Origin of the sequence: Streptomyces sp. NBC_01485, assembly GCF_036227125.1 — a bacterium.
Classification (GTDB): Bacteria; Actinomycetota; Actinomycetes; order Streptomycetales; family Streptomycetaceae; genus Streptomyces.
This window is the reverse complement of record NZ_CP109435.1, coordinates 1722572-1739554: the sequence shown is the minus strand read 5'-3', so window position 1 is coordinate 1739554 and position 16983 is coordinate 1722572. Positions and strand designations below refer to the sequence as shown.

The following is a 16983-nucleotide window of genomic DNA, read 5'->3' as shown; positions in this document are numbered from 1 at the left end:
CCGGCCATGAACGACACCCCGCCCACGAACGGCACCCCGGCTGTGAACGACACCCCGCCCCTCGCCGAGGGCTACGAGATCTCCGCCGACCCCGCCCGCGTCGACCCCGCACGCGTCCACCGCTGGCTGTCCACCGACGCGTACTGGGCGCTCGGGCGCGAGCGGGAGACGCAGGACCGGGCGATCGCCGGTTCGCTGAACTTCGGCGTCTACGACACGGCGTCCGGCGAGCAGGCCGCCTACGCGCGGGTCGTGACCGACTTCGCGACCTTCGCGTGGCTGTGCGACGTGTACGTGGACCCGGCGGCCCGGGGCAAGGGCATCGGCACCGCGCTCGTCGCCGCCGTACGCGACCACCTCCGGCCGCACGGGCTGCGCCGCATACTGCTGGCCACCCACGACGCGCACGGGGTCTACGAGCAGGTCGGTTTCGCGCCGCTGGAGAAGCCGGACCGGTGGATGCTGCTCGTTTTCTAGCGAGTTGTCCGGCAGGTCCTGACTCGTCGGTAAGATTCCCGGATCCGACCGCCCGACACCCCTTGACCTGCGCAGTTGCGCGCCTCACCATCACCGCATGCCACTTCGGGTCACGTTCGTCGCCGCCGCTCGCAGCTCCTCGCTGCTCGCGGAACGCTTCGAGGACGACCGGCCGCTGGACCAGGCGGGCTGGAGCGAGGTGCTCAGCGCGTCCGCCGAGCTGCTGCCGCTCGCCGCCGCCGAGCTGCGCTACTGCTCGCCGACACCGCGCAGCCGCGCCACCGGGGACGCGCTCGGCTACGCCCCGCTCGTGCAACTCGCGCTGCGGGACTGCGACATGGGCCGCTGGCGCGGTTTCACGCTGGGCGAGGCGATGGCCCGTGAGCCGCAGGCCGTGGACGCCTGGCTCGCCGACCCGCTCGCCACCCCGCACGGCGGCGAGTCGCTGCTCGCGTTCATCTCCCGTGTCGGCGGCTGGCTCGACACCCGGCCGGTGGAGGACGGCGGCCGGATCGTCGCCGTCGCCGAGCCGAGCGTGATCCGCGCCGCCCTGGTGTACGTGCTCAAGGCGCCGCCGGCGACGTACTGGAACATCGACGTGCGCCCGCTGTCCACGACCACCGTCACCGGCCGGGGCGGGCGCTGGAACCTCCGGCTCGAAGGGGCCGCGGCTCAGCCGACCCGCGCGTAGTCGGTGGTGAGCAGCAGGTCCTTGGCCGGGCCGGCCACGCGCCAGACCGTCCGCCAGTGGTCGGCGTCCCGGACGGTGAACTCACCCCGGTAGACGTCCGCGGAGCAGGGGTGGTCGGCCGTGTGCCGCCCGGTCGTCAGGTCCAGGTCGTGGAAGGGCCGGCCGTCGGCGAACCGGACGTCCGCGGCGCCCGGCGTCGGCCCCGGCAGGAAGCGCAGGGTACGCGCGGCGGGCCGGGGGACACCGAGCCAGACGAACGTGCCGGACTCCTCGTGCGACAGGCCGCCGTGCGACAGGGTGCCCACCTCCGGCGCGCCGAAGACGGTGATCCCGTCGAAGCGGCCCTCGGCGCCGCTCGCCCGGTCGCGCACCGACCGCTCCACCCGCCAGCGCCCCGCGAGATACGCCAGGACGTCCGGCACTGGCCGGAACTCGCCCATCTCGTGCCGCCCTCCGTCACACCCGTTGCTGCACGCCCCATTGACGCGCTCCTGCCCCCTGCCTATCTTGCCGTTCGAAGTGTTGATCATCGTCCGGCATTTCGAACCGCTCGCATGCGGCTGACCTACGGCCGACCTACGACTGACATACAACTCGCACCACTGAGCCGCGGAGTTATCCATGTCACGCAGCACCACCCGCACCCGCTGGAGAATCGGTCTCACCACGACCGCCCTCCTGACGGCCACCGCCCTGGTCCCCGTACCCGCGCACGCCGAGGCCGTGACCGACTACGCCATCACCGTCGACCCCACCGCCAAGGGCGCGAAGATCGACGACACGATGTACGGCGTCTTCTTCGAGGACATCAACCGGGCGGCCGACGGCGGTCTGTACGCCGAGCTCGTGCAGAACCGGTCCTTCGAGTACTCCACCGTCGACAACAAGTCATATACGCCGCTGACCTCCTGGACGGTCGACGGCACGGCACAGGTCCTGGGCGACGCGGGCCGACTCAACGACCGCAACCGCAACTACCTCTCCCTGGGCGCCGGTTCGTCCGTGACCAACGCCGGCTACAACACCGGTGTCCGGGTCGAGCAGGGCAAGAGGTACGACTTCTCGGTGTGGGCCCACGCCGCCGGCGGCACCGCCCTGACGGTGTCGTTGCAGGACGCCGAGGGCACCCTGGCGGCCGCCCGCAAGGTGGCCGTGCGCAGCGGCGGCTGGGCGCAGTACAAGGCGACCTTCACCGCCACCCGCACCAGCAGCAACGGCCGCCTCACCGTCGCCTCCTCGGCCGCGACCGCCCTCGACATGGTGTCCCTGTTCCCCCGCGACACCTACAAGAACGAGCCCAACGGCCTGCGCAAGGACCTCGCCCAGAAGATCGCCGACCTGCACCCGGGCTTCGTGCGCTTCCCTGGCGGCTGCCTGGTCAACACCGGCTCCATGCAGGACTACAGCGAGGCCTCCGGCTGGCAGCGCGCCCGCTCCTACCAGTGGAAGGACACCATCGGCCCGGTCGAGCAGCGCGCCACCAACTCCAACTTCTGGGGCTACAACCAGAGTTACGGCCTCGGCTACTACGAGTACTTCCGCCTCGCCGAGGACGTCGGCGCGATGCCGCTGCCCGTGGTCCCCGCCCTGGTGACCGGCTGCGGCCAGAACCAGGCCGTGGTCGACGACGCGCTGCTCAAGCGGCACATCCAGGACACGCTGGACCTGATCGAGTTCGCCAACGGCCCGGTCACCTCGACCTGGGGCAGGAAGCGCGCGGCGATGGGCCATCCCAGGCCGTTCCACCTCACGCACCTCGAGGTCGGCAACGAGGAGAACCTGCCCGTCGAGTTCTTCGCCCGCTTCCAGCAGTTCCGGGCCGCGATCGAGGCGAAGTACCCGGACATCACCGTCATCTCCAACTCCGGCCCGGACGACGAGGGTTCGACCTTCGACACGGCCTGGCAGCTCAACAAGGACGCCAAGGTCGACATGGTCGACGAGCACTACTACAACAGTCCGCAGTGGTTCCTGCAGAACAACGACCGCTACGACTCGTATGACAGGAACGGCCCGAAGGTCTTCCTCGGCGAGTACGCCTCCTGGGGCAACACCTTCAAGAACGGCCTGTCCGAAGCCGCGTTCATGACCGGCCTGGAGCGCAACGCGGACGTCGTCAAACTCGCCTCCTACGCACCGCTGTTCGCCAACGAGGACTACGTCCAGTGGAGCCCGGACCTGGTGTGGCTCAACAACCACGCCTCCTGGAACTCCGCCAACTACGAGGTCCAGAAACTGTTCATGACCAACGTCGGCGACCGCGTCGTACCCTCGACCGCCACCGGCACCCCGTCCCTGCAAGCCCCCATCACCGGCGCCGTCGGCCTGTCGACCTGGGCGACCAGCACGGCGTACGACGACGTGAAGGTCACCGACGCGGACGGCGCCCCGCTGCTGAGTGACGACTTCTCCGGCGACGCCTCGCAGTGGACGCACACGGGCGGCGGCTCCTGGGCGCTCCAGGACGGGCAGTACGTGCAGACCGACACCGCCGCCGAGAACACCATGGTCTCGGCCGGTGACCCCAGCTGGCACGACTACGACCTGCATGTGAAGGCCACCAAGAAGTCCGGCAAGGAGGGCTTCCTCGTCGCCTTCGGCGTCAAGGACACCGGCAACTACTACTGGTGGAACGTGGGCGGCTGGAACAACACCCAGTCCGCCGTCGAACAGGGCGTGGACGGCGCCAAGTCGACGCTGATGACCAAGCCGGGCAGCGTGGAGACGGGCCGCGCCTACGACCTCGACGTCAAGGTGCGGGGCCGCCAGGTCACCTTCTACCTCGACGGCAAGGAGTGGGGCAGCTTCACCGACGACAAGCCGGCCGAGCCGTTCCGGCAGGTCGTCACCCACGACAAGGAGACCGGCGACCTGATCGTCAAGGTCGTCAACGCCCAGTCCACGGACGCCCGTACGGCGATCGACCTCGGCGGCGCCAAGGTCGCGGCCAAGGCGAAGGTCACCACACTGGCCGCCGTGCCCAACGCGGTCAACACCGAGACACAGACCCCGGTCGCCCCGGTGACCTCCACCTTCACCGGAGTCACCGACAAGTTCACCTACACCTTCCCGGCGAACTCGATCACCTTCCTGCGGATCAGGCAGCGCTAGACCCGACATGCAAGCTCCCGGTCCTGGGGCCCCGCTTCAGGACCGGGCGAGGACGCAGAACTCGTGGCCCTCCGGGTCGGCCAGGCACGTCCACGGGACGTCGCCCTGGCCGACGTCGAGGTCGGTGGCGCCGAGGGCCCGCAGCCGGGCCACCTCCTCGTCCTCGCGGACGTGGTGGACGTAGACCACGTGCAGTCGCTCGCCCTCTGTGGCGAGGACATGGACACGAACGTTCAACCCGTTTGCCACGGCTGCCACTTGGCCAAGACTGGCGAGGACTTCAGGGGTGGCCAAATCCCCGTTTTAGTTAGCGGCCGTTCGTTCAGCATGGGTCAGGTGGTAGACGCCTCCCGCGACACCGGCCCCCGCCGCGAAGACGGGCAGGCTACTAGGGACCATGCTCCGCACCCCCTTCCTGATGTGATCCTGCACCCAACGGCGTGCCTTCTTGTTGAGGACGTGCCAGACGAGTTCGGATACGTGCAGAACGAGCAAGAGGGCGGAGACCGTGGCGGCCGGACTCGAACCGGCTGCCTGACCCCAAGCTGAACGAACGGACTCAGCCGACACTACAGCGGCAGAGGGTAAGCCCTGGCCATGCGCTCTGACGGAGTTAGCGACTAGTCCACCAGGTGACCCCTGCCCCAGCTGCTGTGGTCACCAGCGTGATGAGCCATGCGGGAACCCGCTCAATGATCACGTGCAGCCCGCCGCAGTGGACTTCGATAGCTGGCGCTTGCTGGTTCGACCCTGGTGACATGACGTGCCCTTTCGCGTCCAACCGACTGACTACCGGGGACCGTATGTAGGGGAGGTTTCCCCACCAAGGGGGCCATCAGGAAATCTGCCGGAAATTATCCGGCCACCCCCTCACCTCACCGGTCTTTTTCCTGTCCGATATGCCGTGCTCCGCTCAGGTGGACGGGTGATCTATGGGTGGCCAGCAATGATTCCGCATCCTCTTCCTGGGCTCCCGGTGGCATTTCGACTCGACACCCCACCCCGATCGGAGATGCACCACGCCACGCAAGCCCCGCCCCCCTTGCTCTGTCCCCGGCTGCCCGGAACTGACCGCGGGCGGACGCTGCTCCAAGCACGCCAAGGAAGCCGAGCAGCAGTGCGGGACGACCACGGCCAAGGGATACGGGGTCAAGCGGGAGCGTATTCGCCGCCGCTATCTGTACGCGCATCCGTGGTGCGTGCTGTGCAGCAAGACAGCGACGGTCGCCGACCACTTCCCCGAGTCGCGCCGTGAGTTGGTCGCCAAGGGCGTCAAAGATCCGGACGCGTTCCCTCAACTCTGTCCGCTGTGCACGACGTGCCACAGCAAAGAGACCGCGAAGCACCAGCCGGGCGGTTGGGCCGCCGAGCACGTGAAGCCTCGCCGGTCGTAGCCGACCAGGCGTGTGCCCCCTCGCCCTCCTGCAAAAGAACGGCAGGGAGGAAAAAAACTCACGCCGCAGCTACTGCCATTTGTGCGGGGAAGAGTCGACAAAAGGTGGCACATAGAAAAATCCCTACTCCTCGAAACGGGGAGTAGGGACTATCTTGTTGTCGCCTAACTAGGTCCTGTGCCCCACCAGGCGGACATGTGATGCCGTTCGGGTAACCTCAGTCAGTCGATATCCATACGGAATTGCAGTAACGTTGTCAAGGTCCTCCCCAGGCGACCAAGAGGGTGATGTTCGCGGCAGATAGGAGATCACCCGATCAATCATTCCTGCGAAAGTGATCCGAGAAAATTGATCGACTGCACCGGATAGCAAAATAGACCGCGCTCCTGTATCGCCGAGCACTTTCAATATTTCATCGGCGTCGTTGCCCAGCGCTCCGTTCGGAAGATGGAATACGCCGTTGCCGTGACCCCCTGGAACTCCTTCTTCGATACCGCGTTCCTGGCTGATCACGAGATCGTACGATCCCCGGAGTGAATCCACTTCTCCAAAAGCAACACCTTGTGCGGAATTAAGGTCGGGTTTCCCGTCTTCGCCCGCTTCGTAGATCCACGTAATGAATGGGCGGCCACCATTCAGAGAATCTTGCCAAGTGCCTAGAACAAGAAGCGCCTCATCTTTCAGGAAGCCCTGCTCGACTTGCACTCCGGCCCTTCGTAGGAGCGCTGCCCCGCCTTCACCACGAGACGTTGGGTCCATTACGGCAATGAGTACTCTTGCTACATTCGCATTGATCAGGGCTTCGCGGCATGGTGGTGTGCGTCCGTAGTGATTGCATGGTTCCAGTGTTACAATGGCCGTTCCGCCCTCTGCCCGTTTTCCGGCGGCGGTAAGTGCATTGACCTCCGCGTGCGATTCGCCCTTGCGCACGTGATAGCCCTCACCGACCGTTCGCCCTTCGCTGTCGAGAATGACACAGCCAACAGGCGGGTTCGGGCTGGTTGATCCCAGCCCCTGAGCCGAAATTGCGATTGCGCGACGCATGGCCGCGATCTCGTGCACATGTGCCACTTCAGAAATTCCCCTCTTCCTTAATGGCGTCAAACAGTTGAGACACTGCCTGTGATGTGTGAACTTCCCCGAGTGCGTTAACTGCGGACACCGTCTCGTGCATCGTACGCAACGATCCTGAACTGCGCGCGATGCTCAGTGCGGAGGCGGCTTGCGCTGCCGCCGAGTCGTACTCTCGTGTTCCCGCGTATGCAAGTGCCAGGCGCGCTTGCGCGAGACCTCTGTCGCGCTGGTAGGCGTCGGGAAGCTCGTCGAGCGCAGTTTCAAAAAGTGGGACGGCCAGGTCGGGCCGCCCGAGGGTGAGCCAGCAATTAGCGCGCTGAATCTCGATGTAACTTGCGGTACAGAAATCTCCGTGCCCGGAACGGGCGTCTCCCTTTGTGTCCGGCGATGCGGCAAAGTCCTGGGCATCGTCCAGACGGGTATGGCAGGAAACCTCGTCTGCATCCAATGCGTACCCGTGCGCTTCCTGCTGTATGGCAGCCGCTCGCATGGGCCGCGTAAGGGCGGAACTATTTCGCTGGGCAGCCTGGGCAAGGCTAATAGCCTGTGCCGCATTCTTCTTCGTGGTGGCTTGCTGACTCTTGCGGAAAAGCGTCCACGTCAGCATGGCTTGATCGCCGGACTCGGTTGCCCATTCCATGGCCTGACTGGTCCACTTTGTGGCGTTCGGCATGTCTGCCGAGTCTTCATGCAACCATGCAGCGGACTCGGCGTATTGGGCGGCAAGTCTCAGCAACTCGGAGCGCTGCGTTCCTCTGGCGTATTCTAGAAGCGATTCGAGGATGGATAGTTGTTGGCGCACCGACGTGAGAGCGTGCCGTGGACCGAAGAGATTGTCAGCCCGGACAAGGGAATGCCACATATCTCGGAGATGCTCTATCGCTGCTTCGATGCGGATTGCGTCGAGTTTCGGAAACGGTGCGCAGAGCGGATTGGATTCGTTAACGGGTTCGGGAAATAGCGTCAGGTCTGCTGCTTGTAGGGCAGCGCCAATCGCGCCAGTAATCAGGGTTCGCCGGCTGATGGGCACGATCTGTTTTCTCCCCCCAATCCATACCGAGACCAGAAGCACATCGGAATGAGTAGCAGTACGAGTTCCTTCGTCGTTCCGCGGGAGGAGATGCGCTGTGTCCGCCGCCTCTCGACTTGGGTCAGAATAAGTCGACGATTGAGGCAGGTGGACTTTTTCCGGGGAATCCTCCCACGGCCGTTGGGGTAACCCAAGCATTTCGCCGGGGATGCCGAAGCCGTCAGCCACGCGTTCGATCACTTCCTGCCCGCGAATTCTCCGTACACCACGGATCACATCACTCACGCGTGAACTGGTCATCTTGCCGACTGCGGCAGCCATCACTGCGTAACTGGAGCCCGTGCGCCTGTTGACGAGCCGGAAAATCTCTTGAAAGTCATGGGTCACGCAGGCTCCGCGCATGGCATCGCTCTGTAACAGCGTGTCAGGGATCGTCAGCGAGTAACCGATGCGCCGTGTCTCGCGATCGTCCATGAGCGCCACCACCTTGCAGGGGACGGAAGTGATCTCGTCCCAGGGTAGTCCTGGCGCTCCAGAGGGGTTCCCCAAATGGGCTTGCGGGGTTCCCCGTTCGCGGTTCCCGGAGGTGTCCTGTCCGGCTGAAGATCTTCAGACGGCGCGACCCACGTGCCGAACGGTCAGACCCCCGCGACGCGGCGAACGTCCGGGGGCGTGGCCACCAACCGATAGGAGGTTGACGGCAGTGCCCAAAGCTACAACCAGAATTCTCGGAAGTCCCCAGCGTGCAGATGCTGACACCGACGCGAGACAGGGTGAGTACACGACATACGCGCCCTCAGGGGAGACGTGCCCCGACTGCCAGCAGCGGATCAAGTCGCTCGAACCCTGCCGCCGGATTGAGCTTCGGCAAGCCTCACGCAGTCCGGCCGTTCGGTACCGGCACTTGGAGTGCCCCCAGTGACCACCCCCGTGAAGCGGGCCTGTGTCCGCGTGAGCGTGTTACCTGCCCCTGAGCTGGTCAGTCTCGTAGACGATCCCGCCAAGCCGTATGCGGGTTCTCCTGAGGGCTGGTGGACGGAGTACAGCGGGGCGCAGGACACAGAGTCCGGGGTCGTCTACCTCCCCGCCCCAAGTCCCCTCCCTGCCCGCACTCATGCCCCCGGCACCCGGGGGTGAGCAACACGTGAGTGAACCGCCGCTATTGCTCTCGGGCGCAGACCTGAGAATCCCTCGCACTGACCGAGTAGACCCCGACAGGTGCCCGGTGTGCGCCCGGCTACGCGCGAGCCTGACTGCCGCAATCGCGTCGCGCAGTGCCGTGATGGCTCGCGGAGTCGTGATCGACATGCACACGCACACCTTCTCCGGCCACCCGAATGACCCCCGCAACGCGACCAGAGAGACCAGCCAGTGACCATGACCGATGACCGAGACCTCTTGGCACCCACTGACGAGTTCACGGGCACGGTCGGGGATGACGTGCTGACCGTTCACAGGCTCAGCCAAGGAAAGCCGGTATGCAGCGTCACCGGCAAGGTGACCGAGTGGCAGCGAGCCGTCACATGCCCTGAGTGTCTGGAGGCAGACCAGGGCTGGATGCCCTGAGGCACTCCCAGAAACGAGCCCCCGTTCGCTGCGCTTCCTTCCCCGAGGCGCGCGGGCGGGGCTTCTGCGTTGCCTGACCAGCCGATACGCTCAGAACTGGTAGTCAGAAGTGTTGGGGTCGGCGAGGACCGTCCACGGCGCATCGCCCTGGCCGACGTGGGTGGGCGTCGCGCCGAGAGACCGGAGGCGCGCGACCAGCTCCGTCTGGTGGGTCGCGGAGGTGGTGGCGAGATCGAGGTGCACACGGTTCTTCGTCGTCGCCTTGGGCTCCGGGACGGCGATGACGTCGATGCAGACGCCGACCGGGTCCAGCCAGTCGAAGCCGACGGGTTTGGCGGCGGTCGCGCCGGGTTCCTCGCCGGCGACGGTCCAGCCGAGCGCCTCCGCCCAGAACCGGCCGACCGCCGAGCCGTCCAGAGCCTTTGTGTTCACCAGGACAGGTCGCAGAGCCATGCCGGTGATCGTGGGGCTCCCAACCCCCAGTGGATTGTATAAACGTGCATAGCGACGTATAGTCATGCCATCCAAGAGGAGGGTGGACATGGCGGTACGTGCGGCGGTGGCCGGAGCGAGCGGGTATGCGGGCGGAGAGGTGCTGCGCCTGCTCCTCACGCACCCCGGGATCGAGATCGGCGCCCTGACCGGCAATTCCAACGCGGGCCAGAAGCTGGGCGCGCTCCAGCCGCATCTGCTGCCGCTGGCCGGCCGGGTGCTGGAGGAGACCACCCCCGAGGTGCTCGCCGGACACGACGTCGTCTTCCTCGCCCTCCCGCACGGCCAGTCCGCCGCCGTCGCCGAGCAGCTCGGTCCGGACGTCCTCGTCGTCGACATGGGCGCCGACTTCCGGCTGAAGGACGCGGCCGACTGGGAGCGGTTCTACGGCTCCGCGCACGCCGGGACCTGGCCCTACGGCCTCCCCGAGCTGCCGGGCGCCCGCGCCGCGCTCACGGGGTCCAAGCGCATCGCGGTCCCCGGTTGCTACCCGACGGCCGTCACGCTGGCGCTGTTCCCCGCGTACGCCGCAGGCCTCGCCGAGCACGAGGCCGTGATCGTCGCCGCCTCCGGCACCTCCGGCGCGGGCAAGGCGCCCAAGACGAACCTGCTGGGCTCCGAGGTCATGGGCTCGGTCTCGCCGTACGGCGTCGGCGGCGGGCACCGGCACACGCCCGAGATGATCCAGAACCTGAGCGCGGCGGCGGGGGAGCCGGTCGCCGTCTCGTTCACGCCGACGCTCGTGCCGATGTCCCGCGGCATCCTCGCCACGTGCAGCGCCAAGGCGAAGCCCGGCGTCACCGCCGAGTCCGTCCGCGCCGCGTACGAGAAGGCCTTCGCCGACGAGCCCTTCGTCCACCTGCTGCCGGAGGGCCAGTGGCCCGCCACGGCGTCCGTCCACGGTTCCAACGCCGTTCAGGTGCAGGTCGCGTATGACGAGGCCGTGGGCCGCATCATCGCCATCAGCGCCATCGACAATCTGACCAAGGGCACCGCGGGCGGTGCCCTCCAGAGCATGAACATCGCCCTCGGACTCGACGAGGCCACCGGGCTTTCCACGATCGGAGTCGCACCGTGAGCGTCACGGCAGCCAAGGGATTCCAGGCCGCGGGCATCGCCGCAGGGATCAAGCAGAACGGCAACCCGGACCTGGCCCTCGTGGTCAACGACGGGCCCCGCCGGGCGGCCGCCGGCGTCTTCACCTCCAACCGTGTGAAGGCCGCGCCCGTCCTGTGGTCGCAGCAGGTCCTCAAGGGCGGTCAGGTGTCCGCGGTGATCCTCAACTCCGGTGGCGCCAACGCCTGTACGGGGCCGAAGGGATTCCAGGACACGCACGCGACCGCCGAGAGGGTCGCCGAGGTGCTCGGCCACCACGCGGCCGAGGTCGCCGTCGCCTCCACCGGCCTCATCGGCGTCCTGCTCCCGATGGACAAGCTGCTCCCGGGAGTTGAGACGGCGGCGGCCCAACTGTCCGAGCACGGCGGCGAGAAGGCCGCCATCGCCATCAAGACCACCGACACCGTCCACAAGACGTCGGTCGTCACTCAGGAGGGCTGGACCGTCGGCGGCATGGCCAAGGGCGCGGGCATGCTCGCCCCCGGCCTCGCCACCATGCTGGTCGTCCTCACCACCGACGCCGACCTCGACAGCGCGACCCTGGACCGGGCGCTGCGCGCCGCCACCGAGGTCACCTTCGACCGGGTCGACTCCGACGGCTGCATGTCCACCAACGACACCGTGCTGCTGCTCGCCTCGGGCGCCTCCGAAGTCACCCCGGAGTACGAGGAGTTCGCCGCCGCCGTACGGACCGTCTGCGACGACCTCGGCCAGCAGCTCATCCGCGACGCCGAGGGCGCCAGCAAGGACATCAGGATCGAGGTCGTCAACGCGGCGACCGAGGCGGACGCCGTCGAGGTGGGCCGTTCCATCGCCCGCAACAACCTCCTCAAGTGCGCCCTCCACGGCGAGGACCCCAACTGGGGCCGCGTGCTCTCCGCGATCGGCACGACCCGGGCCGCCTTCGAGCCGGACCAGTTGAACGTCGCCATCAACGGCGTCTGGGTCTGCAAGAACGGCGGCGTCGGCGAGGACCGCGACAAGGTCGACATGCGCTACCGCGAGGTGCACATCGTCGCCGACCTGGCCGCGGGCGCCGAGACCGCCACCATCTGGACCAACGACCTGACCGCCGACTACGTCCACGAGAACAGCGCCTACTCGTCATGAGCACTACGCGTAAGCACACCGCCCTGCCGAAAGCCCAGATCCTCATCGAGGCCCTGCCCTGGCTGACCCGGCACAACGGCAAGACGGTCGTCATCAAGTTCGGCGGCAACGCCATGATCGACGAGGACCTGAAGGCCGCGTTCGCACAGGACGTCGTCTTCCTGCACCGCGCCGGCCTCAAGCCGGTCGTCGTGCACGGCGGCGGCCCCCAGATCAGCGCCGCCCTCGACCGGCACGGCATCGTCAGCGAGTTCAAGGCCGGCCTGCGGGTGACGACCGAGGACGCCATGGACGTCGTACGCATGGTGCTCGCCGGGCAGGTCCAGCGCGAGCTGGTCGGGCTGCTCAACCAACACGGGCCGCTCGCCGTCGGGTTGACCGGCGAGGACGCGCACACCATCACCGCCACCAAGCACCGGCCGCAGATCGACGGCGAGTTGGTCGACATCGGGCGGGTGGGCGAGATCACCGCGATCGACACGGGCGCCCTCGAGGCGCTGCTCGCCGACGGCCGCATCCCGGTCGTCTCCTCGATCGCCTGCAGCCAGGACGACGGACACGTCTACAACGTCAACGCCGACACGGCGGCCGCGGCGCTCGCCGCCGCGCTGGGCGCCGAAACCCTCATGGTCCTCACCGACGTCGAGGGCCTCTACGAGGACTGGCCGCACAGCGACGAGGTGATCAGCCGCCTCACGGCTTCCCAACTGGAGAAGCTGCTGCCGGAGTTGAGCTCCGGCATGGTCCCGAAGATGGAGGGCTGCCTGCACGCCGTGCGCAACGGCGTGACGACGGCCCGGGTCATCGACGGGCGGGTCCAGCACTCGATCCTGCTGGAGATCTTCACCGACGAAGGCATCGGCACGATGGTCGTGCCCGACGAGAAGCCGGACGCACAGGGGGAGTCGTCATGAGCAACCAGGAACTGACCGCGCGGTGGCAGAGCGCGCTCATGAACAACTACGGCACCCCGCTGCTGCCCCTGGTGCGCGGCGCGGGCAGCCGGGTCTGGGACGCCGACGGCAACGAGTACCTCGACTTCGTCGGCGGCATCGCGGTCAACGCGCTCGGGCACGCCCACCCGGCCGTCGTCGACGCCGTGAGCCGGCAGATCGGATCGCTCGGCCACATCTCCAACTTCTTCATGGCCGAACCGACCGTCACGCTCGCCGAACGGCTGCTCCAGCACTTCGGCCGGGACGGCAGGGTCTTCTTCTGCAACTCGGGCGCCGAGGCCAACGAGACCGCCTTCAAGATCGGCCGGCTGACCGGGCGGACGCACGTCGTCGCCACCGAGGGCGCCTTCCACGGCCGGACCATGGGCGCCCTCGCGCTCACCGGCCAGCCCGGCAAGCGGGACCCGTTCCTGCCGCTGCCCGGCGAGGTCACGCATGTGCCGTTCGGGGACGCGCAGGCGCTGGCCGCCGCGGTCACCGAGGACACGGCGCTCGTCGTCATCGAGCCCGTCCAGGGCGAGTCGGGCGTCGTCGTGCCGCCCGTCGGCTACCTCAAGGCGGCCCGCGCGATCACCGCCGCGACCGGCGCGCTGCTCGTTCTCGACGAGGTGCAGACCGGCATCGGCCGGACCGGGCACTGGTTCGAGTACCAGGCCCACGAGGGCGTCCTGCCGGACGTCGTGACGCTGGCGAAGGGCCTCGGCGGCGGACTGCCGCTCGGCGCGACCGTCGCCTTCGGCCGGGCCGCCGAACTGCTCCAGCCCGGCCACCACGGGACGACCTTCGGCGGCAACCCGGTCGCCTGCGCCGCCGGACTCGCCGTACTCGACACGATCGAGAACGAGGGGTTGCTGGAGAACGTCAAACAGCAGAGCGAGAAGTTGCGGGACGGAATCGAGGGTGCCGGCCACCCGTTGATCGATTATGTCCGGGGAGCGGGCCTCCTCCTGGGTATCGTGCTCACCGAGCCCCTCGCACCCCAGGTGCGCAAGGCGGCTCAGGAGGCCGGATTCCTGGTGAACGCGCCCGCCCCCGACGTCGTACGGCTGATGCCGCCGCTGAACCTCGGCGACGACGAGGTGGAGGCTTTCCTCGGGGCCCTGCCAGGCATCCTCGACGCAGTGAACGGGGACGGATCCGGAGAATGAGACGACGATGAGTCAGGCGCAGGACCATGAGCAGGCCGGGGTCAACGGGCCCGCCGTGCCGCAGACCCGCACCGCGCGTCACCGCCGGATCGTGGACATCCTCAACCGGCAACCGGTGCGGTCGCAGAGCCAGTTGGCGAAGCTGCTGGCCGACGACGGGCTGAGCGTCACCCAGGCGACGCTGTCGCGGGACCTGGACGAGCTGAACGCGGTGAAGATCCGCAACACCGACGGCGACCTGATCTACGCGGTGCCGAGCGAAGGGGGATTCCGGACGCCGCGCGCTCCGCTGGGGGAGTCGGCGAAGGAGGAGCGGATGCGGCGGCTCTCGCAGGAGTTGCTGATCTCCGCGGAGGCTTCGGCGAACCTCGTGGTCCTTCGCACTCCACCGGGCGCGGCCCAGTTCCTGGCCTCGGCGATCGACCAGGCCGAGTTGCAGGACATCCTCGGGACGATCGCGGGTGACGACACGTTGCTGCTGATCAGCCGGGAGGCGACGGGTGGGCAGGCCCTGGCGGATCACTTGCTGAGGCTGGCTCAGAACGGCCACTGAGGGGGCGGCTTGGGGTTGTGCGCCGACTGCGGGTGGGTGGGGGCTGGTCGCGCCCACGCGGCGGAGCCGCATATCGACACAGCCCCGCGCCCCTCGGGGGCGTGCAGTCACGCGACTCGCGAGTCACCCAAAGCTCATCCGCGAGCGCGCGTTGGCGTCCAGTGGAGCCGTTGAACTGCGGGCAGTCGTGCCGCCCGAGGGCGGCTCCCGACCCACAGAGGGCGGCACCCCGTAAGCGCCGCGTTGGGCAATCCGCCCGGGGCAGCCGCAGCTCAGCCCAGCCGGCGCGCCAGCCCTCCGGTGCAGCGGACCTCGTCGCCGGCCGTGATCAGCAGGGCCTCTACGTCCGGCAATGACTCCAGCCATGCCAACGCCTCCCGCGAGCCCATGGCGAACGCGGCCGTGGCCCAGCAGTCCGCCCAGGTGAGGCTGGGGGCGACGACCGTGACGGCCACGAGGTCCGTCACCGCGGAGCGGCCCGTGCGGGGGTCGACGATGTGCGCGCCCCGCTCCGCCGTCCCGGACGTGGCGACCGCCAGTTCGTCCGCGCCCGCCGCAGAGACCACCGCCGCGAGGCCGCCCGGGCGCAGCGGGTCGGACACCCCGACCCGCCACGGCCGTTCGGGCCCGGGAACGCCCAGCAACTGCACGTCCCCGCCGCCGTTGACGCTCACGCCACTCACGCCCGCCGCCGCGACCAGCCGGGCCGCACGCTCGGCGGCCCAGCCCTTCACGATGCCGGTCGGGTCGAGCCGGCCCTCGTAGCGCATGCTGAACCAGCCGTCGCTCACCCGCTCCGCCTCGGCGCCCAGCTCCAGCACCTCGGCCACCTCGGGATCGCATTCCTCGACGGTCAGCTCGCCGCGCACCAGCCGGGAGACCTGGCTGTCGTCGCGGTAGGTGCTGAACACCTCGTTCACCCGGTGCAGCGAGGCGATCGCCTCGTCCAGCGCCGCCCGCACCGCCCCGGCCTCCCCGCCGCGGACGTCGAAGGAGAAGACGGTCCCCATGACCTCTTCCGCGTGACGCACCACGGCGGGAACCGCCGCCGACTCGGCCACGGTGTCAGCCACCGGCCTGGTCCAGCGCCGACTGCAACGACTTCTTGTAGCCCTCGCTGGTGTACGTGGCGCCCGACACCGAGTCGATGTCCGCGCTGCCGGCCGCGACAGCCTCCTGGTTGAGCTTGGGGACGGACAGTTCGGTCTTCTGCGAGCTGGTCCCGCCCGAGGGCGCCTGGACGGCCTCCGCCTTGGTGATCTTCCCGCCGGCGACGGTGATCCGCACCTGGACCGGCCCGTACTGCGTCTGCTCGACCTTCCCGGTGACGGTCTTGGCCTGCGCGGCACCGGAAGAGGAACCAGAGCCGGACGACGACCCCGAGCCGGAGCCCGACGACGAACCCGACCCCGAGCCGGACGACGAACCCGCGCTGGCGGCCTTCGCCTTGTCCAGCGCCGACTGCAGCGACTTCTTGTAGCCCTCGCTCGTATAGGTCGCGCTGGACACCGAGTCGATGTCCGCGTTGCCCGCGGCGACCGCCTCCTGGTTGAGCTTCGGGACGGCGAGCGCGGTCTTCTGGTCGCTGGTGCCGCCCTTCGGCGCCTGGACGGCCTCCGCCTTGGTGATCTTCCCGCCCGCGACGGTGATCCGGACCTGGACGTTGCCGTACTGCGTCTGGACCGCGTCCCCGGTGAAGGCGCCGGCGGCCTGCGCGCTGCCGGACCCGGAACCCTGGGAGGCACCCGCCCCCGCGCTCGCGTTCGCCTTGTCGATCGCGGACTGGAGAGACTTCTTGTAGCCCTCGCTGGTGTACGTGGCGCCCGACACCGTGTCGATCTGCGGGCTCTGCTTGGCGACCACATCGGCGTTGAGCTTCGGGATGGCCAGCGCGGTCTTCTGGTCGCTGGTGCCGCCCTTGGGCGCCTGGACGGCCTCGGATTTGGTGATCTTGTTGTTGACGACGGTGATGCGGACCTGGACGTTTCCGTACTGCGTCTGGACGGCGTCCCCGGTCATCGTCCCCGACACGGGCGCCCCGGCCCCGCCCTGGGCCGCCTCCTGCGCCGCCGTGCCCGTGCCCGCGCCGGAGCCGGCCGCCTGCGCGGCGTCCGGGTCGGAGGACGGCTTCAGCGTCAGCAGCAGCACGATCCCGGACACGGTGGCGGCGGTGGCCAGCACGACGCGCCGAAGAGGGTGGCTCTTCCTCATGTCTTCCTGAGCTCCTGATTCCCGTTGGTGGCGAGGTTGGCGAGGTTCCCGTGA

The 16983-nt window shown here is 68.2% G+C and carries 13 protein-coding genes and 2 pseudogenes; 8 read left to right on the top strand and 7 right to left on the bottom strand.

From position 1 onward, the window contains the following. Nucleotides 1-42: 42 nt before the first annotated feature. Nucleotides 43-477, top strand: coding sequence for a GNAT family N-acetyltransferase (locus OG352_RS08060; RefSeq protein ID WP_329223755.1), 435 nt, complete (start codon nucleotides 43-45; stop codon nucleotides 475-477). Nucleotides 478-574: 97 nt separating this feature from the next. Continuing rightward, nucleotides 575-1168, top strand: a complete 594-nt coding sequence (locus tag OG352_RS08055) for a histidine phosphatase family protein (RefSeq protein WP_329215695.1) — start codon at nucleotides 575-577, stop codon at nucleotides 1166-1168. On the opposite strand, the gene OG352_RS08050 is transcribed toward OG352_RS08055, so the two are convergent. Then, nucleotides 1150-1608 (bottom strand): DUF6314 family protein, encoded by a 459-nt coding sequence (locus tag OG352_RS08050; protein ID WP_329215694.1) that lies wholly within the window; start codon nucleotides 1606-1608, stop codon nucleotides 1150-1152. The two genes, OG352_RS08055 and OG352_RS08050, sit on opposite strands and share 19 nt — an antisense overlap. Nucleotides 1609-1789: 181 nt before the next feature. Between OG352_RS08050 and OG352_RS08045 the strand changes: the two genes are divergently transcribed. Continuing rightward, nucleotides 1790-4279 carry an alpha-L-arabinofuranosidase C-terminal domain-containing protein gene (locus tag OG352_RS08045; RefSeq protein ID WP_329215693.1) on the top strand — a complete coding sequence of 830 codons (2490 nt, stop codon included), beginning with the start codon at nucleotides 1790-1792 and terminating at the stop codon, nucleotides 4277-4279. A gap of 36 nt (nucleotides 4280-4315) precedes the next feature. Here OG352_RS08045 and OG352_RS08040 read toward each other — a convergent pair. The 4 genes and pseudogenes from OG352_RS08040 to OG352_RS08025 all read right to left on the bottom strand — a co-directional run. Then, nucleotides 4316-4435: pseudogene (locus OG352_RS08040) on the bottom strand (VOC family protein); the annotation flags it as partial. 1406 nt (nucleotides 4436-5841) lie between these two features. Then, nucleotides 5842-6744: a bifunctional diaminohydroxyphosphoribosylaminopyrimidine deaminase/5-amino-6-(5-phosphoribosylamino)uracil reductase RibD gene (gene ribD / locus OG352_RS08035; protein WP_329215692.1), complete on the bottom strand. Its 903-nt coding sequence runs from the start codon at nucleotides 6742-6744 to the stop codon at nucleotides 5842-5844. Nucleotide 6745: 1 nt separating this feature from the next. Beyond that, nucleotides 6746-8251, bottom strand: a complete 1506-nt coding sequence (locus tag OG352_RS08030) for a hypothetical protein (protein WP_329215691.1) — start codon at nucleotides 8249-8251, stop codon at nucleotides 6746-6748. Between the two features lie 1191 nt (nucleotides 8252-9442). Then, a pseudogene (locus OG352_RS08025) lies at nucleotides 9443-9796 on the bottom strand (VOC family protein); the annotation flags it as partial. An 88-nt stretch (nucleotides 9797-9884) separates the two neighbouring features. Between OG352_RS08025 and argC the strand changes: the two are divergent. From argC to OG352_RS08000, 5 genes are read left to right on the top strand one after another with little or no spacing between them, the layout of a single operon-like run. Then, a complete protein-coding gene (gene argC / locus OG352_RS08020) occupies nucleotides 9885-10913 on the top strand; it encodes an N-acetyl-gamma-glutamyl-phosphate reductase (RefSeq protein ID WP_329215690.1) in 1029 nt (342 codons plus the stop codon). Continuing rightward, complete coding sequence (gene argJ, locus OG352_RS08015) at nucleotides 10910-12061, top strand: bifunctional glutamate N-acetyltransferase/amino-acid acetyltransferase ArgJ (RefSeq protein ID WP_329215689.1); 1152 nt, start codon at nucleotides 10910-10912, stop codon at nucleotides 12059-12061. Before argC ends, argJ begins: the two co-directional genes overlap by 4 nt. Further along, the gene (gene argB, locus OG352_RS08010; RefSeq protein WP_329215688.1) at nucleotides 12058-12975 is read left to right on the top strand and encodes an acetylglutamate kinase; all 918 of its coding nucleotides are present in this window, start codon (nucleotides 12058-12060) and stop codon (nucleotides 12973-12975) included. Before argJ ends, argB begins: the two co-directional genes overlap by 4 nt. After that, the gene (locus OG352_RS08005; protein WP_329215687.1) at nucleotides 12972-14165 is read left to right on the top strand and encodes an acetylornithine transaminase; all 1194 of its coding nucleotides are present in this window, start codon (nucleotides 12972-12974) and stop codon (nucleotides 14163-14165) included. The genes argB and OG352_RS08005 overlap by 4 nt, the downstream gene beginning before the upstream one ends. A gap of 7 nt (nucleotides 14166-14172) precedes the next feature. Continuing rightward, nucleotides 14173-14718 (top strand): arginine repressor, encoded by a 546-nt coding sequence (locus OG352_RS08000; RefSeq protein WP_329215686.1) that lies wholly within the window; start codon nucleotides 14173-14175, stop codon nucleotides 14716-14718. Between the two features lie 272 nt (nucleotides 14719-14990). On the opposite strand, the gene OG352_RS07995 is transcribed toward OG352_RS08000, so the two are convergent. Beyond that, complete coding sequence (locus OG352_RS07995) at nucleotides 14991-15728, bottom strand: FAD:protein FMN transferase (protein ID WP_329223754.1); 738 nt, start codon at nucleotides 15726-15728, stop codon at nucleotides 14991-14993. 55 nt (nucleotides 15729-15783) lie between these two features. Next, complete coding sequence (locus tag OG352_RS07990; RefSeq protein ID WP_329215685.1) at nucleotides 15784-16929, bottom strand: FMN-binding protein; 1146 nt, start codon at nucleotides 16927-16929, stop codon at nucleotides 15784-15786. Between the last annotated feature and the right edge of the window lie 54 nt (nucleotides 16930-16983).

Coding starts and splice junctions, on each gene's coding strand:
- argC (WP_329215690.1), top strand. CDS start 9,885: ATGGCGGTACGTGCGGCGGTGGCCGGAGCGAGCGGGTATGCGGGCGGA.
- OG352_RS08030 (WP_329215691.1), bottom strand. CDS start 8,251: ATGGACGATCGCGAGACACGGCGCATCGGTTACTCGCTGACGATCCCT.
- OG352_RS08045 (WP_329215693.1), top strand. CDS start 1,790: ATGTCACGCAGCACCACCCGCACCCGCTGGAGAATCGGTCTCACCACG.
- OG352_RS08005 (WP_329215687.1), top strand. CDS start 12,972: ATGAGCAACCAGGAACTGACCGCGCGGTGGCAGAGCGCGCTCATGAAC.
- OG352_RS07995 (WP_329223754.1), bottom strand. CDS start 15,728: ATGGGGACCGTCTTCTCCTTCGACGTCCGCGGCGGGGAGGCCGGGGCG.
- OG352_RS07990 (WP_329215685.1), bottom strand. CDS start 16,929: ATGAGGAAGAGCCACCCTCTTCGGCGCGTCGTGCTGGCCACCGCCGCC.
- argB (WP_329215688.1), top strand. CDS start 12,058: ATGAGCACTACGCGTAAGCACACCGCCCTGCCGAAAGCCCAGATCCTC.
- OG352_RS08055 (WP_329215695.1), top strand. CDS start 575: ATGCCACTTCGGGTCACGTTCGTCGCCGCCGCTCGCAGCTCCTCGCTG.
- OG352_RS08050 (WP_329215694.1), bottom strand. CDS start 1,608: ATGGGCGAGTTCCGGCCAGTGCCGGACGTCCTGGCGTATCTCGCGGGG.
- OG352_RS08000 (WP_329215686.1), top strand. CDS start 14,173: ATGAGTCAGGCGCAGGACCATGAGCAGGCCGGGGTCAACGGGCCCGCC.